Source organism: Phreatobacter oligotrophus, from assembly GCF_003046185.1.
Classification (GTDB): Bacteria; Pseudomonadota; Alphaproteobacteria; order Rhizobiales; family Phreatobacteraceae; genus Phreatobacter; species Phreatobacter oligotrophus.
The window spans coordinates 161,330-188,114 of record NZ_PZZL01000007.1 but is presented as its reverse complement, the minus strand read 5'-3'; the positions used below and the strand labels follow the sequence as shown (position 1 = coordinate 188,114).

General features: G+C 69.3%; 26 protein-coding genes. 17 read left to right on the top strand and 9 right to left on the bottom strand.

Translation table 11 applies throughout. From position 1 onward, the window contains the following. Position 1: 1 nt before the first annotated feature. Both apaG and C8P69_RS16540 read right to left on the bottom strand, forming a co-directional pair. Positions 2–394, bottom strand: a complete 393-nt coding sequence (gene apaG, locus C8P69_RS16545; protein WP_108178534.1) for a Co2+/Mg2+ efflux protein ApaG — start codon at positions 392–394, stop codon at positions 2–4. Between the two features lie 80 nt (positions 395–474). Next, positions 475–822 (bottom strand): DUF952 domain-containing protein, encoded by a 348-nt coding sequence (locus tag C8P69_RS16540; protein WP_108178533.1) that lies wholly within the window; start codon positions 820–822, stop codon positions 475–477. Between the two features lie 143 nt (positions 823–965). Between C8P69_RS16540 and C8P69_RS16535 the strand changes: the two genes are divergently transcribed. Beyond that, positions 966–1,592 (top strand): S24 family peptidase, encoded by a 627-nt coding sequence (locus C8P69_RS16535; RefSeq protein WP_108178532.1) that lies wholly within the window; start codon positions 966–968, stop codon positions 1,590–1,592. A gap of 339 nt (positions 1,593–1,931) precedes the next feature. Here the strand turns inward: C8P69_RS16535 and C8P69_RS16530 are convergent, their stop codons facing one another. Next, the gene (locus C8P69_RS16530; protein WP_108178531.1) at positions 1,932–3,584 is read right to left on the bottom strand and encodes a lysine--tRNA ligase; all 1,653 of its coding nucleotides are present in this window, start codon (positions 3,582–3,584) and stop codon (positions 1,932–1,934) included. A 120-nt stretch (positions 3,585–3,704) separates the two neighbouring features. Here C8P69_RS16530 and C8P69_RS16525 point away from each other — a divergent pair, with 120 nt between their 5' ends. Further along, positions 3,705–4,280 carry a methylated-DNA--[protein]-cysteine S-methyltransferase gene (locus C8P69_RS16525; RefSeq protein WP_108178530.1) on the top strand — a complete coding sequence of 192 codons (576 nt, stop codon included), beginning with the start codon at positions 3,705–3,707 and terminating at the stop codon, positions 4,278–4,280. Between the two features lie 6 nt (positions 4,281–4,286). On the opposite strand, the gene C8P69_RS16520 is transcribed toward C8P69_RS16525, so the two are convergent. Beyond that, positions 4,287–4,934 carry a DJ-1/PfpI family protein gene (locus C8P69_RS16520; protein ID WP_211353837.1) on the bottom strand — a complete coding sequence of 216 codons (648 nt, stop codon included), beginning with the start codon at positions 4,932–4,934 and terminating at the stop codon, positions 4,287–4,289. Between the two features lie 148 nt (positions 4,935–5,082). Here C8P69_RS16520 and C8P69_RS16515 point away from each other — a divergent pair, with 148 nt between their 5' ends. Both C8P69_RS16515 and C8P69_RS16510 read left to right on the top strand, forming a co-directional pair. Beyond that, positions 5,083–6,171 (top strand): TRAP transporter substrate-binding protein, encoded by a 1,089-nt coding sequence (locus C8P69_RS16515; protein WP_108178529.1) that lies wholly within the window; start codon positions 5,083–5,085, stop codon positions 6,169–6,171. Positions 6,172–6,190: 19 nt separating this feature from the next. Further along, positions 6,191–6,850: an MSMEG_1061 family FMN-dependent PPOX-type flavoprotein gene (locus C8P69_RS16510; RefSeq protein ID WP_108178528.1), complete on the top strand. Its 660-nt coding sequence runs from the start codon at positions 6,191–6,193 to the stop codon at positions 6,848–6,850. A 6-nt stretch (positions 6,851–6,856) separates the two neighbouring features. Here the strand turns inward: C8P69_RS16510 and C8P69_RS16505 are convergent, their stop codons facing one another. Then, on the bottom strand, positions 6,857–7,726 hold the full coding sequence (locus C8P69_RS16505) for a transporter substrate-binding domain-containing protein (RefSeq protein WP_245902084.1): 870 nt from the start codon (positions 7,724–7,726) through the stop codon (positions 6,857–6,859). Positions 7,727–7,901: 175 nt separating this feature from the next. Here C8P69_RS16505 and C8P69_RS16500 point away from each other — a divergent pair, with 175 nt between their 5' ends. Together C8P69_RS16500 and C8P69_RS16495 are read left to right on the top strand one after the other, a co-directional pair. Then, a complete protein-coding gene (locus C8P69_RS16500) occupies positions 7,902–9,953 on the top strand; it encodes a glycosyltransferase (protein ID WP_170118275.1) in 2,052 nt (683 codons plus the stop codon). Between the two features lie 72 nt (positions 9,954–10,025). Next, positions 10,026–10,460, top strand: coding sequence for a PaaI family thioesterase (locus C8P69_RS16495; RefSeq protein ID WP_108178525.1), 435 nt, complete (start codon positions 10,026–10,028; stop codon positions 10,458–10,460). Positions 10,461–10,464: 4 nt separating this feature from the next. Here C8P69_RS16495 and C8P69_RS16490 read toward each other — a convergent pair whose 3' ends face one another. Beyond that, positions 10,465–11,436 carry an Hsp33 family molecular chaperone gene (locus C8P69_RS16490; RefSeq protein WP_108178524.1) on the bottom strand — a complete coding sequence of 324 codons (972 nt, stop codon included), beginning with the start codon at positions 11,434–11,436 and terminating at the stop codon, positions 10,465–10,467. A gap of 314 nt (positions 11,437–11,750) precedes the next feature. Between C8P69_RS16490 and C8P69_RS16485 the strand changes: the two genes are divergently transcribed. The 4 genes from C8P69_RS16485 to C8P69_RS16470 all read left to right on the top strand — a co-directional run bounded on the left by C8P69_RS16485 (position 11,751) and on the right by C8P69_RS16470 (position 15,628). Further along, positions 11,751–12,374, top strand: a complete 624-nt coding sequence (locus tag C8P69_RS16485; RefSeq protein ID WP_108178523.1) for a L,D-transpeptidase — start codon at positions 11,751–11,753, stop codon at positions 12,372–12,374. A gap of 129 nt (positions 12,375–12,503) precedes the next feature. Next, positions 12,504–14,939, top strand: a complete 2,436-nt coding sequence (locus C8P69_RS16480) for an ATP-dependent helicase (RefSeq protein WP_108178522.1) — start codon at positions 12,504–12,506, stop codon at positions 14,937–14,939. A 175-nt stretch (positions 14,940–15,114) separates the two neighbouring features. Beyond that, positions 15,115–15,312 carry a type II toxin-antitoxin system HicA family toxin gene (locus C8P69_RS16475; protein WP_108178521.1) on the top strand — a complete coding sequence of 66 codons (198 nt, stop codon included), beginning with the start codon at positions 15,115–15,117 and terminating at the stop codon, positions 15,310–15,312. Positions 15,313–15,331: 19 nt separating this feature from the next. Continuing rightward, a complete protein-coding gene (locus tag C8P69_RS16470) occupies positions 15,332–15,628 on the top strand; it encodes a type II toxin-antitoxin system HicB family antitoxin (protein ID WP_108178520.1) in 297 nt (98 codons plus the stop codon). A 4-nt stretch (positions 15,629–15,632) separates the two neighbouring features. On the opposite strand, the gene C8P69_RS16465 is transcribed toward C8P69_RS16470, so the two are convergent. Continuing rightward, positions 15,633–16,709: a methyl-accepting chemotaxis protein gene (locus C8P69_RS16465; RefSeq protein WP_108178519.1), complete on the bottom strand. Its 1,077-nt coding sequence runs from the start codon at positions 16,707–16,709 to the stop codon at positions 15,633–15,635. 248 nt (positions 16,710–16,957) lie between these two features. Here C8P69_RS16465 and C8P69_RS16460 point away from each other — a divergent pair, with 248 nt between their 5' ends. Next, positions 16,958–17,860, top strand: coding sequence for a 50S ribosomal protein L11 methyltransferase (locus C8P69_RS16460; protein WP_108178594.1), 903 nt, complete (start codon positions 16,958–16,960; stop codon positions 17,858–17,860). A gap of 8 nt (positions 17,861–17,868) precedes the next feature. Here C8P69_RS16460 and C8P69_RS23920 read toward each other — a convergent pair whose 3' ends face one another. Continuing rightward, positions 17,869–18,012 carry a hypothetical protein gene (locus C8P69_RS23920; RefSeq protein WP_170118274.1) on the bottom strand — a complete coding sequence of 48 codons (144 nt, stop codon included), beginning with the start codon at positions 18,010–18,012 and terminating at the stop codon, positions 17,869–17,871. Between the two features lie 105 nt (positions 18,013–18,117). On the opposite strand from C8P69_RS23920, the gene C8P69_RS16455 reads away from it, so the two are divergent. Further along, positions 18,118–20,565 (top strand): penicillin acylase family protein, encoded by a 2,448-nt coding sequence (locus tag C8P69_RS16455; protein WP_245902083.1) that lies wholly within the window; start codon positions 18,118–18,120, stop codon positions 20,563–20,565. A gap of 96 nt (positions 20,566–20,661) precedes the next feature. After that, on the top strand, positions 20,662–21,006 hold the full coding sequence (locus C8P69_RS16450; protein ID WP_108178518.1) for an SH3 domain-containing protein: 345 nt from the start codon (positions 20,662–20,664) through the stop codon (positions 21,004–21,006). 13 nt (positions 21,007–21,019) lie between these two features. Here C8P69_RS16450 and gor read toward each other — a convergent pair whose 3' ends face one another. Next, positions 21,020–22,423 (bottom strand): glutathione-disulfide reductase, encoded by a 1,404-nt coding sequence (gene gor, locus C8P69_RS16445; protein WP_108178517.1) that lies wholly within the window; start codon positions 22,421–22,423, stop codon positions 21,020–21,022. A gap of 286 nt (positions 22,424–22,709) precedes the next feature. Between gor and C8P69_RS16440 the strand changes: the two genes are divergently transcribed. From C8P69_RS16440 to C8P69_RS16425, 4 genes are all read left to right on the top strand, one after another. Then, the gene (locus C8P69_RS16440; protein WP_146167363.1) at positions 22,710–23,687 is read left to right on the top strand and encodes a hypothetical protein; all 978 of its coding nucleotides are present in this window, start codon (positions 22,710–22,712) and stop codon (positions 23,685–23,687) included. Between the two features lie 97 nt (positions 23,688–23,784). After that, positions 23,785–24,759 carry a Bug family tripartite tricarboxylate transporter substrate binding protein gene (locus C8P69_RS16435; RefSeq protein WP_108178515.1) on the top strand — a complete coding sequence of 325 codons (975 nt, stop codon included), beginning with the start codon at positions 23,785–23,787 and terminating at the stop codon, positions 24,757–24,759. Continuing rightward, complete coding sequence (locus tag C8P69_RS16430) at positions 24,759–25,232, top strand: tripartite tricarboxylate transporter TctB family protein (RefSeq protein WP_108178514.1); 474 nt, start codon at positions 24,759–24,761, stop codon at positions 25,230–25,232. Before C8P69_RS16435 ends, C8P69_RS16430 begins: the two co-directional genes overlap by 1 nt. Before the next feature lie 46 nt (positions 25,233–25,278). Next, positions 25,279–26,784, top strand: a complete 1,506-nt coding sequence (locus tag C8P69_RS16425) for a tripartite tricarboxylate transporter permease (protein WP_108178513.1) — start codon at positions 25,279–25,281, stop codon at positions 26,782–26,784. Position 26,785: the final 1 nt, after the last annotated feature.

Below are 26,785 nucleotides of genomic sequence, written 5' to 3'. Positions count from 1 at the left end.
CTCAGTTCACCGTCCGGTGGGCGAAGGGGCTGTCGAGCGAGAAGGCCGGGATCTCCGCATGGAAGGTCTCGTTGCGCTCGCTGACCATCAGATAGTGTCCGGCCATGATGCCGGTCGGCGTGGTGAGCGGGCAGCCGGAGGAATACTCGAAAGCGGCGCCCGGCTCGATGATCGGCTGCTCGCCGACGACGCCCGGACCGCGCACCTCCTGCAGCCGCCCGATCTCGTCGGTGATGCGCCAGTAGCGGGCGCGCAGCTGTACCCGCTCGCCCGACAGGTTCAGGATCTCGACGTGATAGGCCCAGAAGAACTGGTTGGAATCCGGTTCCGACCGGTCGGGCAGGAATTCCGGCGTCACGGTGACCTGGATGCCCCGCGTCAGCGCGCGATACATCATCTGCCTCCCTCGGCTCGCCCGACAGGCTCGCCAAGCCGGCGAAGACTGTCAACCGCGGGAGGTGCCGCGGGAGGGCGTCAGGCCGGCATGTCCGGGAAGGCGTGGCGGCCGTCGGCGCCGAGCGGCAGCGGCTTCACCCAGAGCACCGCGTCCATCATGAGATCCGCGTAGAGATGGGGGAAGAGCGCCCCGCCGCGCGAGGGCTCCCAGCGCAGCGCCTCGCCGAGGCGGGCGGCGTCGACCGCCACGAGGACGAGATCGGCCTGTCCGGCGAAATGCTTGGCGGCCGTCTCGACAGCCTGCGCGGCCGTGGAGAAGTGGATGTAGCCATCGGCGAGGTCCACCGGCGCACCGGTGAAGCGGCCGGCGGCCTCCGCCTGCTGCCATGCCGCGCGCGGCGAGATCTTATAGATGGTGGGGGTCATGACATCACCGGCGGATGGATGGGATCCGCTCGGACTTGCCGTGGATTGACAGGCGCTGTCAAGGCCAATAGTCCTAGCAACGGATGTTCTTCCTGACATCTAGGGCATGGCCGTGGCTTCTCCGCGGCATGCCGGGAGGCCTCATGTTCTCGCACGCCGACATCTGGGCGGCCATTGATCGCCTGGCGGAGGCGAATGGCCTGTCCGCCTCGGGCCTGGCCAAGCGCGCCGGGCTGGACGCCACCACCTTCAACAAGTCGAAGCGCGTCATGCTGGACGGCCGCGAGCGCTGGCCCTCGACGGAATCGCTGGCGAAGGTGCTCAATGCCACCGGCACGAGCTTCGGCGAATTCGTCGCCATGGTGGGTGGCGCGCGCATGGCGACGCGCCCGCTCCCCATCCTCGGTTTCGCCCAGGCCGGCGCCGGCGGCTATTTCGACGCCAGCGGAATGCCCGCCGGCAAGGGCTGGGACGAGGTGTCCTTCCCCGACGTGCCGGAGGAGGCGATCTACGCCCTGGAGATCCAGGGCGATTCCATGCTCCCCGTCTATCGCGACGGCGACCGCATCGTGGTCTCGCCGACCGCGCCGATCCGCCGTGGGGATCGGGTCGTGGTGCAGACCGCCGAGGGCGAGATCATGGCCAAGGAGCTCAAGCGCCAGACCAACAAGACGATCGAGCTCACCTCGCTCAATGCCGACCATGCCGACCGCAGCTTCGCCGTGTCGGAGGTGGCCTGGATGGCGCGGATCATGTGGGTGAGCCAGTAGGGGGCGGCGCGCTCCGGCAGGTCGCGGTCTTCAGTGCCCCACCCGCACCCTCCCCTCTGGCGAGGGGAGGGGACTTCGACGCCGCGCCTCGTCTATCGCGGTTGGGCCAGGCGCAACGGTTCAAGGCAGTCGGTGATGTCGTGGTCTCCCTCCCCTCGACAGAGGGGAGGGTGAGGGTGGGGCATTCCGTCGCCGCATCACCCCGTCATGCCTGGCCTTGTGCCGGGCATCCACGAATTCTCGAAGGGCGGTGGTCAAGTCGTGGATGGCCGGGACAAGCCCGGCCATGACGGAGAGGGAAGCGTCGGCCTACCCGAAGTCGCTCGGCCCCTCCTGGCCTCAGCCCTTCACGAACTCGCCGGCCAGCGCCTTGCGGATCAGCGCGCGGGTCTCGTCGAGGCCGTAGAGCACCGCGAAGGAGCCGAAGCGCGGGCCCTTCTCCTGTCCCAGCAGCACCTTGTAGATGGCCGAGAACCACTCCGCCGAGACGCCCGGCTTCTCCGGCGTCGCGCCCTTGGCCTTGAGGTCCTGGTAGCGCGGAATGGCGCGGCCGACGTCGTAGACGGCGCCCTGCACGTCCTCGGCACTGGCGTCCTTCGGGAGCGCCATGATGGCGGCGGCGAGCGCCTCCAGCGCCTCGCGCTCGACCTCGTCGGCGGCCTTGTAGACCTTGGTCGGCTTCACGAAGTCGTGGAAGTAGCGCACCGCATAGCCGGCGAGCTCGTCGAGCTTCGGGTTTTTCTCCGGCGAGGCGTCCGGCGCATAGCGGCGGATGAAGCCCCAGAGCACGCTGGTCTCCGGCGCATTCGACACCGAGACGAGGTTCATCAGCATGGAGAAGGAGATCGGCACCTCCACCGCCGGCGGCGCGCCGGAATGGATGTGCCAGGCCGGGTTCATCAGCCGCGCCTTGTCGTCCTGCGCGGGGAACTTCTCGACGAAGGTCAGGTAGTCGTCGACATTGCGGGGAATGACGTCGAAGTAGAGCCGCTTGGCGCTCTTCGGGTTCTGGTACATGAAGAGCGACAGGCTCTCCGGCGAGGCATAGGCCAGCCAGTCCTCGATGGTGAGGCCATTGCCCTTGGACTTCGAGATCTTCTGGCCGTTCTCGTCGAGGAAGAGCTCGTAGTTGAAGCCTTCCGGCGGCGTGCCGCCGAGCGCGCGGCAGATCTTCCCCGACTGCGTCACGGAATCGATCAGGTCCTTGCCCGCCATTTCGTAATCGACGCCGAGCGCCGTCCAGCGCATCGCCCAGTCGGGCTTCCACTGCATCTTGGCATGGCCGCCGGTGACCGGCGTCTCGTAGCGCGTGCCCGAGGCCGGGTCGCGCCAGACGATGGTGCCCTTCGCGACGTTGCGCTCCTCCACCGGCACCTGCATGACCACGCCCGATTCCGGGTGGATCGGCAGGAACGGCGAATAGGTGGCGCGGCGCTCCTCGCCGAGGGTGGGGAGCATGATCGCCTGGATGGCGTCGAAGCGCTCAAGGGCCGTCATCAGCGTCGCATCGAAGGCGCCCGACCGGTACATGGCGGTCGACGAGACGAACTCGTAGTCGAAGCCGAACTGGTCGAGGAAGCCGCGCAGGCGGGCGTTGTTGTGGGCGCCGAAGCTGTCATGGGTGCCGAAGGGATCGGGCACGGCGGTGAGCGCACGGCCGAGATGCTGGGCGAGCAGCTCCTTGTTCGGCACGTTGTCCGGCACCTTCCTCAGGCCGTCGAGATCGTCCGAGAAGGCAACGAGGCGCGTCGGCACCTTGTCCTCGGTCAGCAGGCGGAAGGCGTTGCGCACCATGGTGGTGCGGGCGACCTCGCCGAAGGTGCCGATATGCGGGAGTCCCGAGGGCCCGTAACCGGTCTCGAAGATGATCGGGCCGTCCTTCGGCGTCTTCTCGAGGCGCGCCACGAGTTTCTTCGCTTCCTCGAACGGCCAGGCGGTGGAGACGCGGGCGGCCTCCAGGAGGGCAGGCGTGATCGGGAGCGCGGGCAACATGGCGGGGTCCGGGCGGCAAGCGAAGGAAACGGGTGGGTTGCAATAGGGCGGGGGGGCTAGAAGGTCAATGAATGCCGCTGCCGCCACGACGCCGGCTGCGGCCTCTGCTAGGCTCGCTGCGTGACCACCTTCGTCCTCTTCGACACCGCGCTCGGCACCGTCGGCCTCGCCTGGGGCGAGGGCGGCATCGTCGGCGTGCGCCTGCCGGCGGCAAGCCGCGAGGCGACGCGCGCGAGCCTTCTCGCCCGCCATCCTGCGGCGGTGGAGGCTGGGCCGCCCGCCGCCATCCGCGCGGTGATCGACCGGATCATGGCATTGACCCGCGGCGAACGCGTGGACCTTGCCGATGCGCCGCTCGACCGCGCCGTTCTCGCCGACTTCCCCGCCCGCGTCTATGACGTGGCCCTCGCCATCCCGCCGGGCGAGACGCTGACCTATGGCGAGGTTGCCCGCCGCATCGGCGAGCCGGGCGCCGCCCAGGCGGTGGGCCGGGCCCTCGGCGCCAATCCCTGGCCGATCATCGTGCCCTGCCATCGCGTGCTCGCCGCGAGCGGTGGCACGGGCGGCTTCTCCGCGCCGGGCGGCGTCGCGACCAAGCTGAAGCTGCTGTCGATCGAGCGGGCGCGCACCTCCGCCGCGCCGACGCTCTTCGACGACGATCCGGCCTTCGGTCTTGCGATGAAGCCGCGCGCCTGAGCGCTGCTACGCCACCACGTGGCCGAGGGCCGCGCGGTTCGCGGCAAAGGCCCGGTCATATTCGATCAGCGCCGCCACCTCGTCTCGCGCCTCTTCGCCGTAGAGCCGGCCGATGATGTGCAGCGTCGCGTCGATGGCGAGCGACACGCCGCCGCCGGTGACCACGCCGCGATCCTCGACCACGGCCGCCGCCACCGGATCGCTGCCGCTGGCGAAGCGGGAGATGAGCGTCAGAGGCGCGTCCGTTTCCGCCCCGACGGCGCGCCGCCGCGTGGTGAGGCGCCGCCCGTCGAGGGCGCCGGAGGCGGCGAGGATCAGCGCCCCGGTGCAGACGGAGGCAAGGCGCGACGGATCGATGCCGCGCAGGAAGGCGAGCATGGCGGGATCGGTGACCTGCTCGCGCCAGCCGGGTCCGCCGGTGACAATGTAGGTGTCGCAGGTGGGCGCTGCCGCGAAGCCGGCATCCGCAATGATCGTGAGGCCGCCGGCCAGCGCCACCGGACCTGCGGCTGCCGCGATGGTCACGGCGCTGATCCCGGGCAGGACGCGCCGCGCCATGGAGACCACGCCGGTCGTGCCGCCGATGTCGATGGGCTCGACGCCGGGATAGACGATGACGCCGATGCGCGCGGGCTCGTGCCGAGGTCTGATCATGGGGACCCTCCTCGCCTGTCCCATGCAACGGCCGGGCCGCGCGCAGGGCAGCCACCCGCCGGGGCGGTCCCGGGTGGCATGGTGGTTGCGAATGGAACCAGTGGAAGCGCCGCGATGGCCGCGGCCCGACCGTCCCCGGAGGTTCCGCATGAAACGCCGAGACGTGCTCACTTCGACCGGTGCCGCCCTTTTGGCGGGCGCCGCGGTCGCCAGCCCCGCCATCGCCCAGTCACTTCCGACCATTCGATGGCGCGCGACGTCGAGTTTTCCGAAAAGCCTCGACATCACCTATGGCGCGGCGGAGCAGTTCTGCCGCCATGTGAGCGAGCTGACGGAGGGGCGCTTCACCATCCAGCAATTCGCGGCCGGCGAGATTGTGCCCGGTCTGCAGGCACTCGATGCGGTCTCGAACGGCACCGTGGAGGCCGCCTATACCGGCATGCTCTTCTACGTGGGCAAGGATCCGACCTTCGCGCTCACCGCTTCGGTGCCGTTCCTCATGAACCCGCGGCAGCAGCACGCCTGGTACTATCACGGCGGTGGCCTCGCCATGACCAACGCCTTCTTCCAGAAGCACAATGTCTATGCGCTGCCCTGCGGCAATACGGGGATGCAGTGGGGCGGCTGGTTCCGCAAGGAGATCAAGAGCGTCGGCGACCTCTCGGGCCTCAAGATGCGGATCGCGGGACTGGCCGGCACGATCGCCGCCCGTCTCGGCGTCGTGCCGCAGCAGATCGCGCCCGGTGACATCTATCCGGCGCTGGAGCGCGGCGCGATCGACGCGGTGGAGTATATCGGCCCCTACGACGACGAGAAGCTCGGCTTCAACAAGGTGGCGCAGCGCTACTACGCCCCCGGCTGGCAGGAGGGCGGCACGGTCTTCCACGGCGTCTTCAACCTCGCCAAGTGGAATGAGCTGCCCCCGCTCTACAAGAAGGCGGTGGAGGTGGCGGCGCAGGCAGCGACCACCGACATGCTCGCCCATTATGACCAGAAGAACCCGGAAGCGCTGATGCGCCTCGTCGCCCAGGGCGTGCAGGTCTCGCTCTTCCCCCAGGAGGTGCTGGAGCGGCTCTATGTCGAGGCCGAGGCCTATTACAAGGAGGTCAGCGCGACCAATCCCGAGTTCGGGCGGATGCTGGCCCATCAGCGGGAGTTCCAGCGCAAGGGCAACATGTATCATCAGGTCGCGGACTTTCAGTACGATCTGATGATGCTGCGGCTGCGTCGCAGCTAAAGCCCCTGGAGGACGGCCCATGACCATCCACACGACGCCGGAGGCGGCTCCCGCCTTCGATCCGGAGGCGGTGAGCTATGTCGCCTCCATCGATGCGGTCCGGGCTGTCCATCCCGCGCCGATGTCGCGAGCGACCGACAAGGTCATCACGCGCCTCGACAAGCACTGCCGGGCGATCATCGCCCGGTCCACCTTCGTCATCGTCGGCACCCATGGGCCGAAGGGCGCCGACGTCTCGCCGCGCGGTGACCCGGCGGGCTTCGTGCGCGTGCTCGATGACCGGCATCTCCTCCTGCCGGACCGCATCGGCAACAACCGCTTCGACTCGCTGGAGAACATCTTCGCCACCGGCATCATCGGCATGCTCTTCGTGGTGCCGGGGATGGCGGAGGTGCTGCGCGTCAATGGCCGCGCCCGCGTCACCGACGACGTGGCCCTGCTTGCCGATTCAGCCGTGCAGGGACGGGCGCCGAAGATCGGCGTGCTCGTCACCGTGGTGGAGGCCTATCTGCACTGCGCCAAGGCGGTGAACCGGGCCTCGCTCTGGGATCCCAGCCGCTACATCAACCGGGACGACCTGCCGAGCTATGGCGCCATGCTGGTGGACCACTGCGAAGGGCTGACCCAGGAGGAAAGCGAGCGGCAGGGGGCCGAGATGGCCCGCCGCGGCATGTACTGATGCGGCTCAGTAAACGCCGCCGGGAAAGGCCTTCAGCACCAGTTCGGCATAGATGCCCTTCTCCCACAGCCGCTGGAGGGCGTGGTTGATGGCGCGGCGCAGGGGCTCGTTGCCGCGGCGCATGACGATGGCGAGCCCCTCGCCGAAATAGCGGTTCTCGGTGAAAGCGCCGCCGAGGAAGCGGCAGCAATCCGCCGAGGCCTCGCCGATGATCCAGAAGCCGGAGGCGACGCCATCGGCGAAGAGCACGTCAACATCGCGTTCCAGCAGCGCCTTGCGGGCGGCGGCGATGTCGGGGAAGCGTCGCAGCGAGGAGGTCGGGTAGAAGGTCGCGGCATAGGCCTCGTGGGCCGAGCCCTGCACCACCGCGATGGAGCGACCGGCGAGCGCCTCGGGTGTCGCCTCAGTCAGCCGCGTGTCCTTGCGCATGACGAAGCGGGCCGGGGTGTCGAGATAGCGGTCGGAGACCTCGAAGCGCCGGCGCAGGTCCGGCGTGATGGCGAGCGAGGCGATGACGGCATCGCCCGCATTGCGGTCGAGCCCCTCGGTGAGCAGGTCCAGGCGCCGCGCCTGGATGGTGCAGGGGATCTTCAGCTCCTCGCAGATGGCGCGGGCGAGATCGACATTGAAGCCGGCCGGGCGGCCATCGGGGCCGGGGAAGCCGAAGGGCGGCAGTTCGTCGTCGGTAAGGAAGCGGATCTGCGGCACGCGGGTGAGGTCGACGCGGTCGGTGCGCCGGCGCGGGTCCCAGTAGCCAGGGATGAGCACGCTCGGGGCGCCGGCCTCGGCCGCCGGCGGGGCAGAAGGCGCCTGCGCCTGCGACGGCGCGCCCGTGGCCAGCAGGATCGATGCAATCAGGATCAGCAGAGGCGCCATCGCGCACGTCATCCGTGTTCGTCCGACTGATGCCGGATCACCGGCCGCTTATAGCCTCGACTGCAGCGTTCCGGGAGGGGCCGGCTGGGGGGCGCGGATCATGCGCTTTGTCGAGGAGGGGCGTCCGGCAGGCGGCGGGGCGTCATGGGCACAGCCGTCGCGCCGTGCTGCGCCCATGCCGCGACCGGACCGCTCGCTCGTCCCGCCGCCCAGCCAGCCCCGCCTCCTCGACGAACTGGTCGACCCGCTGCACTGGGAGCGGGTCGAGTGGGTGGCGCGGCGCTGGGGCGTCGATCCGCTCGATGCCGCCATCGGGCTTGGCCTCATCACCCCCGAGACGATGATCGACCGGCTTGCCCGCCGCATCGGTGCCGGCGTCATCCGGCCCGAGGCGACGCTCCGCATCGCTGCGGATCCCTCCGACTGGCGCGCCCTGCGGGAGCGTGGCTGGGTGGCCATCGACCGGCCGGTCGGCGGCATGGCGGTGCTCGTCGCCCCCGATGGCGCCACGGCCGAGCGGCTCGCGGCGGGGCGGGTCGCTATTGCGGGCGGAGCCCTGCCGCTGGTGCTGGCAACGCCTGCCGCCTTCTCGACGCTGCTGCGCCGCTGGGCAGAACCGGTCTGGGTCGAGGAGGCGGTGACCGGCCTTGCGCGGCGCGATCCTCAGGCCTCCGCCGCTGACCGGGGTCTGATGCGGCGGACCGCGGCTGGGCTCGGGCTGTGTCTCGCGGGCCTGTGCGCGGCGCTCGCCCTTGCGCCGCCGCCCTTCGCGCTGGCCGCCGGGGCAGCGGTCGGCGTGCTCGTCGTGTTGTGGTCGGTCATTCGCCTGTCGGCGTCAGCGATCCATCCACGACCGTTACCGCGCCATGCGCTCTCCGACGCCGAACTCCCCCGTTACACAGTCCTGTGCCCGCTTCACCGCGAGGCTGCGGTGGTGCCAGCCCTGCTCGCGGCTCTTGCGGCCCTGGACTATCCCAGGGCCAAGCTCTCGATCCTGCTGCTGGTCGAGGCGGACGATCCGGAGACGCGGGCCGCCATCGCCGCCTGCGCACCTGACCCGGCTGTCCAGGTCGTCGTCCTGCCGCCGGAGGGCCCGCGCACCAAGCCGAAGGCGCTGATGCTTGGTCTGGCCCTCGCCGATGGCGACCATGTCGTCGTCTATGATGCCGAGGACCGGCCGGGGCCCGGTCAACTCCGCGAGGCGGCTGAGACTTTCGCAGCGGCGGATGAGCGCCTGGGCTGCCTGCAGGCGCCACTCACCATCGTGGATGCGCCGGGGCTGTTGTCGCGTTTCTTCGCGGCGGAATACGAGGCGCTGTTCCGTGTGCTGCTGCCAGCGCTCGCCCGCTGGAACTGGCCCCTGCCGCTCGGCGGCACCTCCAACCATTTCCGCAGGTCCGCCCTGGTCGCGGCCGGCGGCTGGGACCCCTACAACGTCACCGAGGATGCCGATCTCGGCTTTCGCCTCGCGCGCCATGGCTTTGCGACGGGCACGATCACCACGCCGACCCGGGAGGAGCCGCCGGCGACCCTCGCCGGCTGGCTTGGCCAGCGCGCCCGCTGGTTCAAGGGCTGGATGCAGACGCTCGCCGTCCTTGCGCGCCGGCCGCTGCGCCTTCGCCGGGAGCTCGGCATAGGCGGCTGCCTGGCCCTCGGCGCGACGCTGGCCGGATCGTTGCTCGCCGCGCCCGTCCATCTCGTCGCGCTTGTGGCGCTGACGGCCGGCTGGGCGCTGCAGGGACCGCCGCCCTGGCTCGGCGCGGCGGCCCTCGTCTTTGCCGCCGGCTATGGCGGCAGCCTCGTCTTCCTCGCGGCCGGCCTGGTCCGGGGCGGGCGCTCCGGCCTGCTGCCGTGGCTGCCGCTCCTGCCCGTGGTCTGGCTCGCCATGGGCCTTGCCGCGCTGATGGCGCTGCGCCAGCTCTGGTCGCGCCCGTTCCACTGGGAGAAGACTGCCCATGGGGGCATTGTCTGGCCGGAGGATCGCCCCGCCGCGGGCCTCGCCACGCCCGGCGAGCAGGAGGTGCTGGAGCGGGTCCGCGTGCTGACCGAGGTGGCGCTGGCCAGCCGGCGGCACCAGCCGCGGGATGTTGCGGCGGCGCTGAGGCGGCACGCCGCGCGGCTCAGGCAGTCCGAGGCTTCACCGTCGATGGTAGCGGGGCTCGAGGCGATGGCCCGGGATCTTGGCGGGTCCGCCTCCCGTGCATCTCCGTCAATCGAACGAGGTTGAGCCCGTCTGTGCGACCTTGCCTCCGTCGCTGCGCCGCGACATGGTCCGCCGCCGTAACGAGGGGGCATAGGCATGAGCGAGGGTGAAGCACCGGCCGCGGTCCGACCGAGCGACCGCCACAGCGCCTTCCATCGCCTCATCGGTTGGGAGGTGGTGGAGTGGAGCGACGGCCACGCCGTCATGCTCTGCCCGGTGCGCGAGGAGTTCATGAACCGCGGGGGCGGCCTGCATGGCGGCCTCGTCGCGACGCTGATGGACTCGGCTGGCGGCTATGCGGCTCTGGGTGGCCCGCCGAAGGACCCCGATGCGGTCGACGGCCGCGGTGTCACCCTGTCGCTGACCGTGAACTATCTCGGCACGGCGCGGGAGGGCACGCTCAAGGTCACCGCCACCCGCACGGGCGGCGGAAAGAGCGTCGCCTTCGTCACCATCCGGTGCGAGGACGACAAGGGCAATCCGATCGCCGAGGGCGTCGGCACCTTCCGGCGATTCCAGCGGGAGGGCTGACGCCTCACTCCGCGAGGTCGAACTCGCCCGGCGCGAAGCGATAGCTCGTCGAGCAATATTCGCAGGTGACGGTGATCGCACCGTCCTCGACCATGTCGCGGCGTTCATCGCCCGAGAAGCTGCGGATGATGCCGTTGATGCGGTCGCGCGAGCAGGTGCAGTGCTCGCGCACGTCCTGCGCGTCGAACACCCTGACGCCACGCTCGTGGAACAGGCGGAACAGCAGCCGCTCCGGCGACAGGTTGCGGTCGACGAGCTCGTCGTCGCCGATCGTGTCGGTGAGGGCGCGCGCCTCGGCCCAGGCCTCGTCCGGCTCGGGGATGGCGGTGCCATCCGGGGCATCGCCCGGATCGAGGTCGCGATGGCCGGTCGAGGCCTTGGGCAGGTGCTGGACGAGCACGCCGCCGGCGCGCCAGGCGCGGGTCAGGCCCTCGTCGCCGGCGACGAACTCCTCGGCCGCGGCGAGGCGGACGCGGGTGTCGATCTGCTCGGACTGGCGGAAATACTGGTCCGCCGCCTTCTCCAGACCCTGGCCGTCCAGCGAGACGATGCCCTGGTAGCGCTGCATGTCGCCGCCCTGGTCGATGGTCATGACCAGCTGGCCGTCACCGAGGAGGGCGGCCGGCTCGGCATGGCCGGCGGCGATGGCGGCATCGACCGCCTCGGCATCGAAGCGGGCCAGTGCCCGGACGCGGTCAGGCGTGGCGACGTCGACCACCACCATGCGGACCGGGCCGTTGGTCTGCGTCTGAAGGATCAGCCGGCCGTCGAACTTGAGGCCGGAGCCGAGCAGCAGGGTGAGGGCGGTCGCCTCGGCGAGGACGCGGGCCACCGGCGCGGGATAGCCGTGACGATCGATCATGGTCGACACGGAGCGGCCGAGACGGATGACGCGGCCGCGCAGATCGATTTCTTCAACCTGGAAAGGCACGACAATGTCGTCGGCGCCGTGGGTGATGTCAGGTATCGTGGACATGCCGGCTATATGAGCCTTCCGGGCGCGGAATGCGAGAGGCAGATGCGGCGTGGAGCGGGGGCACTGCCGATCACGGGGCCGTGACCGTTCTCCGGAGAACTACGCAGGATTTTCAAGGGGCCCGGTCCGTCATGCCGGGTCGATCGTTGCGTCAGGGTCACACCCGCATGGCAAATCATGGCGCGACGGGGTGTGCGTCTGCCATGCCATTGCGCAGCGGTAGATGGTTACGCTCTATCGATTCGTCCGTTTCGCGACGGTCGGGTGCCACATGCCGTGCCGCCCACCGACGCGCACAACTTCGGGGTTCCCTCATGCGGCGCTTCTTGCCCGTTCTTGCTGCCCTTGCGGCGCTCGCCTTCTCCGGCGCAGCGTCCCAGGCGCAGACCGTCAATTTCGGCTATGGCGACCAGGTCATCTTCGACCCGGCCACCGGTGGCCCGATGACCATGCGCCCGCGGACCGATGGTGGCCCGCGTCCGTCGGCCGGCGTCTCGGCCATTCCGCGCGAGACCGTGCAGTTCTCCGGTCGCTATGCCCCGGGCACGATCGTCATCAACACCCAGGAGCGCCGCCTGTATCTCGTCCAGGCTGGTGGCACCGCCATCCGCTATGGCGTCGGCGTCGGCCGTCCGGGCTTCTCATGGGGCGGCAACCAGACCATCACCCGCAAGGCCGAGTGGCCGGATTGGCGTCCGCCGGCCCAGATGCTGCGCCGCCGCCCCGACCTGCCGCGTTTCATGGCCGGTGGTCCGGACAATCCGCTCGGCGCCCGCGCCATGTATCTCGGCTCCTCGCTCTACCGCATCCACGGCTCGAACGAGCCGCACACGATCGGTACCGCGGTGTCCTCGGGCTGCTTCCGCCTGACCAATGACGATGTGATCGATCTCTACAACCGCGTCCGTGTCGGTACCCGGGTCATCGTTCTGCGCTGATCGTGCCCCTCTTTCTGTTCGCGACAGGCCGGCGGCGACGCCGGCCTTTTGCATTTTCGGACCTCGGGTTGGCTTTGGGCGCCTGAGGCCCCATTTTGGACGAGAACCGAATCGGAACATTCCCCGCCCATGACCGACCCTGCCGCCTTCCGCCAGCCGAGCCTTGCCGAAAGGGCCATGGCCGCGCGTGGGCAGCAGGCGGCCGCCGCCTATCTCAGCGGGCTCAACCCGGAGCAGCGCGCGGCGGTCGAGACGCTGGATGGCCCGGTGTTGGTCCTCGCCGGCGCCGGCACCGGCAAGACGCGGGTGCTCACCACCCGCATCGCCCATATCCTCTCCCAGCGCCGCGCCTATCCCTCCGAGATCCTCGCCGTCACCTTCACCAACAAGGCCGCGCGCGAGATGAAGGAGCGCATCGCCCACCTCGTCGGCGAGGCGGTGGAGGGCATGCCCTGGCTCGGCACGTTCCACGCGACCGGCGTGAAGATCCTGCGCCGCCATGCCGAACTCGTCGGGCTGAAGCCGGGCTTCACCATCCTCGACACGGATGACCAGATCCGCCTGCTCAAGCAGCTCATCCAGGCCGAGAACATCGACGAGAAGCGCTGGCCGGCGCGGATGCTCGCCTCCGCCATCGACGGCTGGAAGAACCGCGCGCTGACCCCCGACAAGGTGCCGGCGGGCGAGGCGGCGTCCTATGCGAACGGCCTCGGCCTGAAGCTCTATGCCGACTACCAGGCGCGGCTGAAGGTGCTCAACGCCGTCGATTTCGGCGATCTCCTCCTGGAGGCCATCCGCCTGTTCCGCGAGAACCCGGAAGTGCTGGCGGAGTATCAGCGCAAGTTCCGCTTCATCCTCGTCGACGAGTACCAGGACACGAACGTCGCCCAGTATCTCTGGCTGCGGCTCCTTGCCCAGCGCCAGGAGGGCCGGCCGCAGAACATCTGCTGCGTTGGCGACGACGACCAGTCGATCTATGGCTGGCGCGGCGCCGAGGTCGACAACATCCTGCGCTTCGACAAGGACTTTCCGGGCGCCACCGTCATCCGGCTGGAGCGCAATTATCGCTCGACCGGCCATATCCTCGCGGCCGCCTCCCACCTCATCGCCCACAACGAGGGCCGCCTCGGCAAGACGCTGTTCACCGACGGCGAGGATGGCGAGAAGCCGACCCTGACCTCGGTCTGGGATTCGGAGGAAGAGGCGCGCTCGATCGGCGAGGAACTGGAGCAGCTGCAGCGCTCCGGCCACCTGCTGAACGAAACGGCGATCCTCGTCCGCGCCTCGTTCCAGATGCGCGAGTTCGAGGACCGGTTCATCACCATCGGTCTGCCCTACCGTGTCATCGGCGGCCCGCGCTTCTACGAGCGTCTCGAGATCCGCGACGCGCTGGCCTATCTGCGCTGCGTCGCGCAGGCCTCGGACGATCTCGCCTTCGAGCGCATCGTCAACACGCCGAAGCGCGGCCTCGGGGACGCGACGCTGCAGCAGCTCCACGACTTCGCGCGCGCGAACGGCGTGCCGCTCATGCAGGCGGCCCGCGTGCTGGTGGAGACCGAGGAGCTGAAGCCCAAGGTGCGCCGTGCGCTGAAGGACCTCACCGAGCAGTTCGACCGCTGGGCCGGACAGATCGAGGCCATGCCGCATTCCGAGCTGGCCCAGCTCGTGCTCGACGAGAGCGGCTACACGGAGATGTGGCAGAAGGACAAGACCGCGGAAGGTGCGGGGCGGCTGGAAAACCTCAAGGAGCTCGTGCGCTCCATGGAGGAGTTCGAGAACCTCTCGGGGTTCCTCGAGCATATCGCCCTCGTCACCGAGGCGCGCGGCGATGCCGAGACCGAGGACGCGGTGTCGATCATGACCCTGCACTCCGCCAAGGGGCTCGAGTTCGAGACGGTGTTCCTCCCCGGCTGGGAGGAGGGGCTCTTTCCCCACCAGCGCTCGCTCGACGAGAACGGCCGCGCCGGTCTCGAGGAGGAGCGGCGCCTCGCCTATGTCGGCATCACCCGCGCGCGGCGGCGGGCGAAGATCTATTTTGCCGGCAACAGGCGCATTCACGGCCTCTGGCAGTCGACGGTGCCCAGCCGCTTCGTCAACGACCTTCCCTCGGCCCATGTGGAGATCAGCGAGGGGCTCGGCACCTCGGGCTATGGCGGCATGGGCCGCGGCGGCTTCGGCCAGAGCCGCTTCGACAAGGTCGAGAGCTTCTCGTCGAGCTATTCGACGCCCGGCTGGCTGCGCGCCCAGGCGCAGCGCTCCCTGCACGAGGCGCAGGCGCGATTCACCGGTCGCACGGGGAGCCAGGCCTTCGGATCAAGCTATGCCGAGGGGCGCGGCGGCTTCCAGGGCCGGCTCACCGACCGCTCGGGCGGCGGCAAGACCATCGATGGCGAGCTCGTCGCCAAGTCGACCGGCGAGCCCTCGCGCTACCGGCCGGGTGACCGGGTGTTCCACCTCAAGTTCGGCTATGGCGAGGTGACCGCCGCCGAGGGCAACAAGCTCACGGTGCAGTTCGACAAGGCCGGCGAGAAGAAGGTGGTCGACAGCTTCGTCCAGGCGGCGTGAGTGGAATTGTCGGTCGATAGTGCCTGTTTAAGAGACGGCTGCCTGTCAAATACATCAACGTTCTGCTTGGCCCCACATGTGGATAGATGTGGACACGTTCGGTCAGTCAGCCGGATAAGAGCAGACACCGCGCGGTATTGTTATGGTCTGATCTGCCATAGCAGGTACCCACGCCATGCTTCGCGACAGTCGTGACATTATCCGCCGTCTTGAACGCGAGGGGTTTGTGCTGCGCGCTGTGAAGGGCTCGCACCACAAGTATCTCCATCCTGAGACCCGTCGGATGGTGATCGTGCCCCACCCCAAGCGAGACTTGCCGCTCGGAACGGTGTATTCCATCTATCGTCAGGCGGGCTGGGCCCGCGATCGGTAGTCCAAGCCTTCGTCGCGCCATGCCGAGCTACATCGCCCTTGTCCATAAGGACCCCGACAGTTGCTATGGCGTCCAGTTCCCGGACGTTCCCGGTGTCTTTTCGGCAGCCGACGAGATCGAGGATCTTGTGGCCAATGCGGTTGAGGCGCTTGAACTGGGCGCCGAGGACTGGGAGGAGACCCATGGATCTCCTTTCCCCCTTCCGCGGACCATCGACCAGTTGCGCGACGATCCCGACTTCCGAGAGGCTGCGGTGGACGCCCTGCTTCTGATCGTCCCCTTCGATCCGCCGTCCCGCCGCGCCGCCGCGGAGTAGTGCCTCACCGCGCCCGCTGCTGGATGACGCCGTACCAGCCGAGCCCCGCATAGGTCTCGTAGCCCGGGGTCAGGTGGAACGCGGTCGTCGTGCCCTGCGCATTCACGGCAAAGCCGGCGCGCCGCCCGCCGGTGTCGAAGGCCACGGTCTCGCTCAGCACGCCCTTGCCGTCGGAGCTGGCGATCACGCGCTTGCGCGCATCGACCAGCATGACGCGGCTGCGCCGGGCCTCGTCCTCGCTGAGCCGCACGCCCTGGACGATGGCGCGGGCCTGGGGTTCCCAGTCGAAATGGATGGCCAGCACGCCGAGCGGCATGCCGTGCATCGCGCCGCCCGCGCGCACGGCCGTGGCATAGGTCGCGACCTCGGCGTCGCGCAGCTGGGCGGAGCGGGCTACATCCGCCACGGTGTAGTCGTCACCGGTGGCAAGGCCCATGGCGCGGTTGAACCAGGCCTCATGGCGCACGGACTGTCCGGCCACTGGAAAGCGATCCGGCCGCCCGGAGGCAATGATGCGGCCCTCCCGGTCGCAGAGCCAGATGTCGAGATAGACCGTGTAGGCGCCGAGGATGACGGCGAGCCGGCTCGATGCATGGGCTGCGCGGTCGGGCGCAGGCTCGGTCAGGGCGTCGACCACGGCGGAGTCCGTCGCCCACCAGCGCACGTCGCAGGTCCGCTCATAGAGGTTGCGGTCCATGAGCTCGATCGCGTTGAGGGAGAGGTCGACAAGGCGCTGGCCGGCCGCCTGGCTGCTCATCGCGAGGGTCATGGTCTCCAGCTCCTGCATCTGCCGGGCAAGCTCGGCGGAGAACTGCTGGGCGATCGCCCCGACACGTCCCGAGATCTCGCGAACCTCGGCGGCGACGACGGCAAAGCCGCGGCCATTTTCTCCGGCGCGGGCCGACTCGATGAGCGCATTGAGGGCCAGCATCCTCAGGCCGTCGGTGATCTTGTGGATGTCGTCGATCTTGGCGGCGGTGCTGCCGCGCACCGATCGGGTGGCCGCGAGGATCGTCTCGAGGGTGGGCGCTGCCTCCTCGGTGGCGCGGGAAGCAATGGCAGAGGCGGTAATGGCGGACATGGCTTCGGCGACCTGCGGACAGGGAGAGTTTCTGCGCTGGAATCTGCTGCCGGCATCCTTACCGAAATCTAAACTTCCCTAGGGGAATGCAATTTGTAACAGATTGAAATTACACTATAAATATGGATTGCATACAATTTGAGCAGTAGATGATGAAAATTCCCCACCACCCGCAGATTGCAGGCCGCCAATACCGGTAACGCCAGGGGTTGGTGACAGCGACGCGGACGATCGGCTATCACGCCATCATGCTCGAAGGCCTGCACCCCGTCGCCCCCACCCATCTGATGCGGCTCGAAACCTCCGAGCGCGCAGCACGCAAGGTCGGCGACCTCATCGGCGAGATGTTCGATCCTGCCGAGACGGCGGTCGCGGCCTTCGAGGCCCCCGACGGTCAGATCTGGCTGGTCGAGGTCTTCTTCCGCGAGGCGCCGGACGAGGATCATGTGCGCGGCCTGGTGAAGGCCGCCGCGGGCGATGCGGTCGCGGCCTGCGTCACGTTTCACGCCATCGAGTCCCGCGACTGGGTGCGTGCCTCGCTTGACGGACTGAAGCCGGTCGAGGCCGGTCGCTTCACGGTGTTCGGCTCCCATGACCGCGACAAGGTCGCGCCCAACGCCATCCCCATCGAGATCGAGGCGGCGCTCGCCTTCGGCACCGGCCATCACGGCACGACCCTTGGCTGCCTGCGCGCGATCGACCGGCTGGCCAAGGCGCGCCGGTCGTTCCGCCCGCTCGATGTCGGCACCGGCACGGGCGTGCTCGCCATTGCCGCCGGCCTGCGCCACCGCGTGTCGGTCCTCGCCTCAGACATCGACGCGGTGTCGGTCGAGGCCTCGCGTGACAATGCCGCGCTCAACAAGGCGCGCGGCTATGTCCAGGTGATCCACGCGGCGGGCCTGAAGGACGGCCGTTTCCGCAATGGCGCGCCTTACGACCTCGTGCTCGCCAACATCCTGCCGCGCCCGCTGGTCGGCATGGCGACGGACCTCGTGCGCCTCGTCGCGCCCGGCGGGTGGGTCGTGCTGTCGGGCATCATCCCGCCCCACGCCAATCTCGTCATCTCCGCCTATCGCGACCGCGGCCTCAGGCTCGTCGTGCGCGAGACCATCGAGGGCTGGGTGACGCTGACCATGCGCCGCGGCGGCTGAAGCGCCGTTCAGGCCTTCTTCGGCTCGGTCCGGCGGCTGGCGGCCTCGTTCTCCGCGGTCTTCGCCTCGGCGGAACCCGGCTTGGCCTTCTGCAACTCGGCAATGCGCCGCGCCGCGCGCTCCACCGCTGCCTCGTCCTCGTCCCGTGCCATGGTCACCTCCCCGTTATCCGCTGCCGTGATGCTGCGCCGAGCGGTCAACTTGCCCCGCCCGGGCACGGGTGATCAACTCCGCCGCCGTCCACCGGGTCCTCTCCCATGCGCATCGTGAAGACCATCGTCAAATGGGCCACCGCCCTCGTCCTGCTGCTGGTGGCCGGCGTTCTCGGGGTGGGGCTCTGGTATGTCCGCTCCGTCGAGCCGCAGGTGGCCGGCACGATCACCCTGCCGGGCTTCCAGAAGCCGGTGGAGGTGCTGCGCGACCAGGAGGGCGTGCCGCACATCTTTGCCGAGAGCGACCTCGATGCGGTCGCCGCGCTCGGCTTTGTCCACGCCCAGGACCGGCTGTGGCAGATGGAGATGAACCGGCGCATCGCCAGTGGCCGCCTGTCCGAACTCGTCGGCGCGCCGGGGCTGGAGACGGATCGCTTCCTCAGGACCATCGGCATCCGCCGCGCCGCCGAGGCCATCTTCGCCAATCTCGATGCCGAGACGCGGGTGCAGCTTGCCGCCTATGCGCGCGGGGTGAATGCCTATCTCACCACCCGGTCCTCGCCGCTGCCGCCCGAATTCTGGCTGCTGCGGGCCCCGGCTCCTGAGCCCTGGACGCCGATCGATTCCATTGGCTGGTCGCTGATGATGGCGCTCGATCTTGGCGGCAATTTCAACGCCGAGATCACCCGGATGCGGCTCGCCCAGCGGGGCCTCACCATGGAGCAGATCGGCCAGTTCCTGCCGCCCTATCCCGGCGAGACCTGGCCGGCGCTGCCGGACTACACCGCGCTCTACCGCTCGCTCGGCGGCCAGACCCAGCGGGCGGCAGCTCTCATCCGCGCCTTTGATTTCGGCATCGAGGGCCTCGGCTCCAACAACTGGGTCGTCTCCGGCGCCCGTTCCGAGACCGGCAAGCCGCTGCTCGCCAATGATCCGCATCTCGGGCTGTCTGCGCCAGCGCTCTGGTACTTTGCCCGCCTCACCTCGCCCGCCGGCACGGTGATCGGCGCGACATTGCCGGGCGTGCCGAGCGTCGTCCTCGGTCGCAACGATCGCATCGCCTGGGGCTTCACCAATACGGGGCCGGACGTGCAGGACGTCTTCATCGAGAAGGTCGACCCGGCCGATCCCACCCGCTACCAGACCCCGGACGGCTGGGCCCGCTTCGAGACGGTGCGCGAGGTCATCCAGGTGCGCGGCGCGCCGGACGAGGTGCTGAATGTCCGCATCTCCCGCCACGGCCCCATCATCTCGGACGGTGCGTCGGGCGGCGCCACGCAGGCCGTGCCGCAGGGCCACGCGCTGGCGCTGCAATGGACGGCGCTGTCGCCCGACAATCTGACGGTGCAGGCCTTCGCCCGGCTCAACGCGGCGCGCAACTGGGAGCAGTTCCGCGAGGCCGCCCGTCATTACGCCGTGCCTCAGCAGAACATGGTCTATGCCGATGTCGACGGGAACATCGGCTTCATCGCTGCGGGGCGCGTGCCGGTGCGTCGTCCCGACAACGACCTGAAGGGCCTGTTCCCGGCTCCCGGCTGGGACGCCCGTTACGACTGGGCCGGCTTCATTCCGTTCGAGGAGCTGCCGCAGGAGTTCAATCCGGCCCGCGGCTATCGCATCACCGCCAACGAGCGGATCACGCCCGAGGGCTATCCGCACCACATCACCTTCGAATGGTCCACGCCGCAGCGCGCCGACCGCATCGCCGAATTGCTGGCCGCCACCTCGCGCCACGGCATGGCGAGCTTCCGCGCCATCCAGGCGGATCACCGGTCCAACGCCATGCGCGAGGCGCTGCCGCTCCTCCTCGCCGCCCACCCGAAGGGCGAGGCCGAGCGGGCGCGGCAGGTGCCCGAGACAGTCCGACAGGTGGTCGCCGCGCTGGCCAGCTTCGACGGCACCATGGCGACCGACCGGGCAGAACCGCTCGTCGTCGCGGCCTGGATGCGCGAGTTGACGCGGCTGGTCTATGCCGACGAACTGGGTCCGCGGCTGTTTGCAACGCTGTGGGACCAGCGCCACAGCTTCATGATGAGCGTGCTGAAGGACCAGAACGGCGCGGCCGCCTGGTGCAATGCCGAGGGGCGGCCGCAGAGCTGCGCCGTGCTCGTGTCGCGTGCGTTGGATCTGGCGCTCGAGGACCTCACGAAGCGCTACGGGGCCGACTGGCGCGCCTGGCGCTGGGGTACGGCGCATGACGCCCTCTCGGAACACCGGCCCTTCTCCCGGGTCGCCCAGCTGGCGCCGCTCTTCGACGTGCGCGTGCCGGTCCCTGGCGACACCTACACGGTGAACGTCAACCGCTACACGATCCGCAACGAGGCCGGGCCCTTCGTGTCGCGCCACTCCGCCTCGCTGCGGGCGATCTACGACATGGCCGATCCCGAACGGTCCGTTTTCATGCACTCGACCGGGCAGTCCGGTATCCCCACATCGCGGCTCTACCGCAACCTGGCGGAGCGCTGGGCGCGGGTGGAGTTCATGGCCATGCGGACCGACCGGGCGGAGATCGAGAAGGGCGCCATGGGCCGGCTGGTGCTGCAGCCGCGCTGAGACGGGCGCCGGCTGAAACAAAGCGGGCTGTGCCCCGCCACAGGGCAGCAGGAGGCGCACGTTAGGGAAGGGCATCATCCTCCCCGGAGCCCCGCCATGATCCGCCATGTCCTTGCCGGCCTCGCCGCCGCTGTCCTCGCGACCAGCCTTGTCGCCGCGCCTGCGGCCGCCACCACCTCCGTCTGCGAGGTGGCGGAGACCTCGGATGGCTTCGCGGCCCTGCGCGCCTCTCCCTCACCCGAGGCGCGGGAAATTGCCCGCATGAGGACCGGGCACATCGTCGTGATGCAGGTCGATCAGTCCGGCGAGGTCATTCGCCGCGGCCGCTGGACCAAGGTCATGTACTGGCCGGGCGGCGACCATGTGCTGCCGAGCCAGCCGGCGTACCGGACGGGCCGGACCGGCTGGGTCGCGAGCCGCCTCATCGACATCTGCGGCTGAGGCGCCCCTCCGCTCAGGCCGCCTTCGGCGCCTTCGGGTGCCGGTGGCTTGGGGTGCGCATGGTGACGAGCTCTTCCGCCGCCGTCGGATGCACGGCCATGGTTGAATCGAAATCCGCCTTGGTCGCCCCCATCTTCACGGCGATGCCGGCGAGCTGGATCATCTCGCCCGCATCCGGCCCGCAAACATGGACGCCGAGGACGCGGTCGGTCTCGCCATCGACCAGCAGCTTCATCAGCATCCGCGTGTCGCGGCCGGAAATGGTGTGCTTCATGGGACGGAAGGTCGCCTTGTAGACGTCGAGGGCGCAGCCGGTGGCGAGCGCCTCGGCCTCCGACAGGCCAACCGTGCCGATCTCGGGCTCCGAGAAGACGGCGGTGGGGATGAGCTGGTGGTCCGCCGTCCAGGCCTTTCCGCCGAAGACCGTGTCGGCGAAGGCATGGCCCTCGCGGATGGCGACCGGGGTGAGGTTCACCCGGTCGGTGACGTCGCCCACCGCATAGATCGACGGCACGGAGGTGCGGCTGTCGGCGTCGACCAGCACCTCGCCGGCCTTGCCGAGCTTCACGCCTGCCGCCTCGAGGCCGAGGCCTGCCGTGTTGGGCTTGCGGCCGATGGCCATGAGCACCTGGTCGGCGACCACCGGCGCATGGCCGTTGCGGAAGCTGACGGTGAGGCCGTCGGCGCCCTTCTCGATGGATGAGAAGACCTCGCCCATGACGAGGCGGATGCCCTTCTTGGCGTACTCCGCCATGAGGTGGTCGCGCACATCCTCGTCGAAGCCGCGCAGCACCTTGTCGCCGCGATAGACGAGGGTCACCTCCGAGCCGAGGCCGGCGAAGACGCCGGCGAACTCGACGGCGATGTAGCCGCCGCCGGCGATGACGATGCGCTTCGGCTGTTCGGGCAGGTGGAAGACCTCGTTGGAGGAGATCGTGTGCTCGCGGCCGGGCAGGCTCTCGTCCACGGAGGGGCGGCCACCGGTGGCGATGAGGATGTATTTCGCGGTGATGGTGCGGCCATCGGCGAGCGTCACGGCGTTGGGCCCGGCGACGGTGGCGCGCTGGGCGACGATCTCGACACCGGCCTTGGTCAGGTTGGTGCCGTAGATGCCTTCGAGGCGGGTGATCTCGCGGTCCTTGGCGGCGATGAAGCGCGGCCAGTCAAAGGACGTCTCCCCGACCGTCCAGCCGAAGCCGGCAGCGTCCTCGAAATGCTCGTGGAACTGCGAGGCGTAGACCATCAGCTTCTTCGGCACGCAGCCGCGGATCACGCAGGTGCCGCCCATCCGGTATTCCTCGGCGACCATGACCCGGGCGCCATGGGTGGCGGCGATCCGCGCCGCGCGGACGCCACCGGAGCCACCTCCGATGACGAAGAGGTCGACGTCGAAGCGGGGATCGGCAGCGGAGCTCATGGTGTCCTCGGCGGGCTGGCGGCAGGCTCGCGCCGTGCCGCCGGAAAGATCGTGACCGATCGGGCCTTATCACAGGGGGGCGGGGACACAAATCCGCGAGGGCCATGCTTGCTGCAGGAGATCAATCCACGCATTGTGCCTGTGCCTTCCAGGAGCCGAACCGATGTCCGATGAATCCGGCTCACGCGCCGACGCTCTCCCTGAGAAGGCGAGGGACAGGGGCTGGCTGTATCGGGCGGTGACGGGGCGGGCGGCCTCCCCGGATCGGCTGCCGGATCAAGGCGACGTGGCTCAGTTGGTGACGGGCCTCCTCGACACGCCCGATTACCGCAACCGCTTCCGCGATGCCGCGCGCGACGACGCCGATGTCATCGCGGCGGTGGAGCTGTGGCCACCGGAATCGCGGCCCCATGACCTCCATATCTTCGTGGTCACCGGGGACCCCTGGTCGAAGTCGCGCGCCGCGATCGAGCGCCTCGCGCCGCGTCTGGGGGATCGCCTCGTCATGACGGTCCTGTCGGGCAAGGCCGACGACGAGCCGTTTCCCGATGTCCGCGGCCTCGACCTCATCGTGATCCCCGGACAGAGCGTTTTCGAGCTGCGCGCGCGCTTGCCCGAATTCATGAAGGAGAGCGCCTGGGTGATCTCCATCGAGGACCATTCGGTGCCGACGGAGGAATGGCTCGACGGGCTTCTCGCGACGCTTGCGACAGTTCCGTCGACCTGCCTTGCGGTGACGGGCACGGCGGCCAATCTCACCTCGACCGCGCCCTGGGCCTGGGCCAACTTCCTGTTCAATTTCTATCGCCACTGGCATCCGGCTGCCGCGCCCGAACTCGGCGGCACCGTCGCGACCACGGCCTTCCGGCGAGATCTGGCGGGGCGACGGCCCTTCGCCATCCATGCCTTCGAGAGCCGCGTGCTCGGCCGCAGCATGCCGGTGAGCAATGCCTTCCCGGTGAACCACACCCAGCACACCCGCTTCATCGAGGCGACGCTGCACGTCATCGACAATGGCCTTGTCTATGGGGCCTCGCTGCGCCGCACCCACCTGCGGCCGCGCTCCGCGCTGTTCCACTCCGTCCGTCACGTGCTGGGCGGGCGCATGCGGGACATTGCCGAGGTGCTCGCCGCCCATCCCCGGCGCGCCGAACTGCCGCCGGGCACGCTCGCCCGCATCCGGTGGATCGCCTGGTGTCATTCCTTCGGCACCGTGATGGGCGCTCTCGTGGGCAGCGGCCGGGCGCATCTGCGGCTTGAGTGACGTCCGTCCCCGCGTCACCGGCATCCGGATAAAACGCTATGGCGGTTTGTCGCACCTGATGCGACATTCCACGCCATAATCTGGGGAGTGAACGACCATGCGGACTTTGACGCGGCGCGAGGCCGTCGCCCTCGGCGGCGCCATCCTGACCGTCGCCGCAGGCGGGAGCCTGCAGGCGCTTCCGAGCGAGCTGAAGATCATGGCGCCGGCGGCGCCGGGCGGTGGCTGGGACCAGACCGCCCGCGTCATGCAGGGCGTCCTCACCGCCGAGCGCATCGTCCGCTCCGCCCAGGTGACCAATGTCGCGGGCGCCGGCGGCATCATCGGCATCGCCCAGTTCGTCAACGGCTCGAAGGGCGATCCGACGGCGCTGATGGTCTCCGGCTTCGTCATGGTCGGCGCCATCCTGATGAACCGCGCGCCCGTCACCCTTGAAGCGGTGACGCCGATCGCCCGCCTGACCGGCGAGTGGCAGGCGCTCGTTGTGGCCGCCAATTCACCGATCAAGACGCCGCAGGACCTCGTCGCGGCCCTCAAGGCCGACGTCGCCAAGGTGAGCTGGGGCGGCGGCTCGGCGGGTGGTGTCGACCACATCACCGCCGCCATGTTCGCGGGCCTGGCCGGCGCTGACGGCTCCAAGGTGAACTACATCGCCCATTCCGGCGGCGGCGAGGCCATGGCGGCGATCCTGTCGAACCGCGTCACGGTCGGTGTCGGCGGCGGCAGCGAGTTCGAGCAGCACGTCAAGGGCCGTCGCCTGCGCTGGATCGGCCTCACCGCCCCGCAGGGCACCGCCGGCCTTCCCGGCCCGACCCTGTCCGAGCAGGGCATCAAGCTGGAGCTGCAGAACTGGCGCGGCGTCTTCGCCGCGCCCGGCATCACCGAGGCGCAGCGCGCCGAACTCGGCCAGCTCGTCGAGAGCATGGTCAAGTCCAAGGGATGGGCCGACCAGCTCGCCGCCAAGGGCTGGCAGGACACCTATCTCGGCGCCAGCGCCTTCGAGGCCTTCCTCAAGGAGGAGATCGCCCGCGTCTCCGCCGTGCTCGGCCAGCTTGGCCTGGTGAGGGCGTGATGTCCGGCGGGGGAGGAACCGGCGCTGACCGTCCGGTCATCGTCATCGGGGCCGGCCTGATCGCCGTTGCCGTGATCGTCTTCTGGCAGTCCTGGGCGCTGCGGGCGAGCTTCGGCAGCCAGACGCTGGGGCCGCAGATGATGCCGTTCCTGGTGTCGCTGCTGCTGCTGCTCTTCGGTGCGCTGACCGTCATTGCCGGGTGGAAGGGCACGTTCCCGACCCGCGATGAAGCCGACTGGACCAGCGTCGCCTGGATCACCGGCGGCCTCGCCGTGATGATCCTGCTCATCAAGACCGCCGGCTTCGTCCCGGCCTGCGCGCTGCTCTTCGCCTCCACGGCCCGCGCCTTCGGCTCGCGCCGCGCGCTCGTCGACGTGTGCATCGGCGGCGCCATGGCCGCCGTCGTCTATCTCTTCTTCGTCCGGCTTCTCGGCCTGTCGCTCCCCTCCGGCTTCACCGAAAGCTGGTTCTGATCTCGCGGCGGTCGTCCGCCCCCGTCACCCCCCGACCCCGATCCCCATGGAAACGCTCTCCCTCCTCGGCAATGGCCTCGCCATCGCCGTCCAGCCGATGAACCTCCTCTTCGCGCTCATCGGCGTCATTCTCGGCACGGCGGTCGGCGTCCTGCCGGGCATCGGCCCGGCCATGACCGTGGCGCTCCTGCTGCCCATCACCTTCAAGATGGACCCGGCCGGGTCCCTGATCATGTTCGCCGGCATCTATTATGGCGGCATGTATGGGGGCTCGACCACGTCGATCCTGCTCAACACGCCGGGCGAGAGCTCCTCCATCGTCACGGCGCTTGAGGGCAACCGGATGGCGCGGGCGGGACGCGGCGGCGCGGCACTCGCCACCGCCGCCATCGGCTCCTTCGTTGCCGGCACGATCGCCACGGCGCTGCTGACCATCTTCGCGCCCTTCCTCGCCGAGGTCGCCATTGCCTTCGGCCCGGAGGACTATTTCGCGCTGATGCTGGTGGCCTTCATCACGGTCTCCGCGACCTTCGGCTCGTCGCGGCTGCGCGGCCTCACCTCGCTTGCCATCGGCCTCACCCTCGGCCTCGTCGGCATCGACAAACTGACCGGCCAGGCCCGCCTCTCCTTCGGGATTCCGGATCTCCTGGACGGACTGGAGGTGACGACGGTTGCGGTCGCCATGTTCGCGGTCGGCGAGGCCATGGCTGTGGCGTCGCAGAAGGGCACGGCGGATGACGGCAAGATCGAGCCGATCCGTGGCTCGCTGTGGATGACCAAGGAGGACTGGAAGCGGTCCTGGCTGCCCTGGCTGCGCGGCACGGCCTTCGGCTTCCCCATCGGCGCGCTGCCGGCGGGCGGGGCGGAGGTTCCGACCTTCCTCTCCTATGCCACCGAAAAGCGCCTCTCCAAGCATCCGGAGGAGTTCGGGCATGGCGCCATCGAGGGCGTCGCCGGGCCGGAGGCGGCGAACAACGCGTCTGCCGCCGGCACGCTGGTGCCGCTGCTGACCCTTGGCATCCCCACCTCGGCGACGGCGGCGATCATGCTGGCCGGCTTCCAGCAATACAACCTGCAGCCGGGCCCGCTGCTCTTCGTCACCTCCGCCGATGTGGTCTGGGGCCTCATCGCCTCGCTGTTCATCGCCAACACCATGCTGATCGTGCTCAACCTGCCGCTGGTCGGCCTCTGGGTGCGGCTGCTCTCCATTCCCCGCCCCTGGCTCTATGGCGGCATCCTGGTCTTCGCGACGGTGGGCGTGCTCGCGGCCAAGGGTTCGCTGGTCGAGCTGACGCTGGTGCTGCTGCTCGGCCTGCTCGCCTTCGGCATGCGCCGCTTCGACTATCCGATCGCGCCGGTGGTGGTCGGCATGATCCTTGGGCCCATGGCGGAGACGCAGCTGCGGCGCGCCCTGCAGATCAGCAATGGCGATGCTACGGTCCTTGTCACCAGCCCCATCTCGGCGACGCTGCTGGTCGTCGCAGTCGTGGCGCTGTTCGGGCCGCTGCTCTGGGCGCGGCTCGGCTGGCGGATGAAATCGGACGAGGACTGAC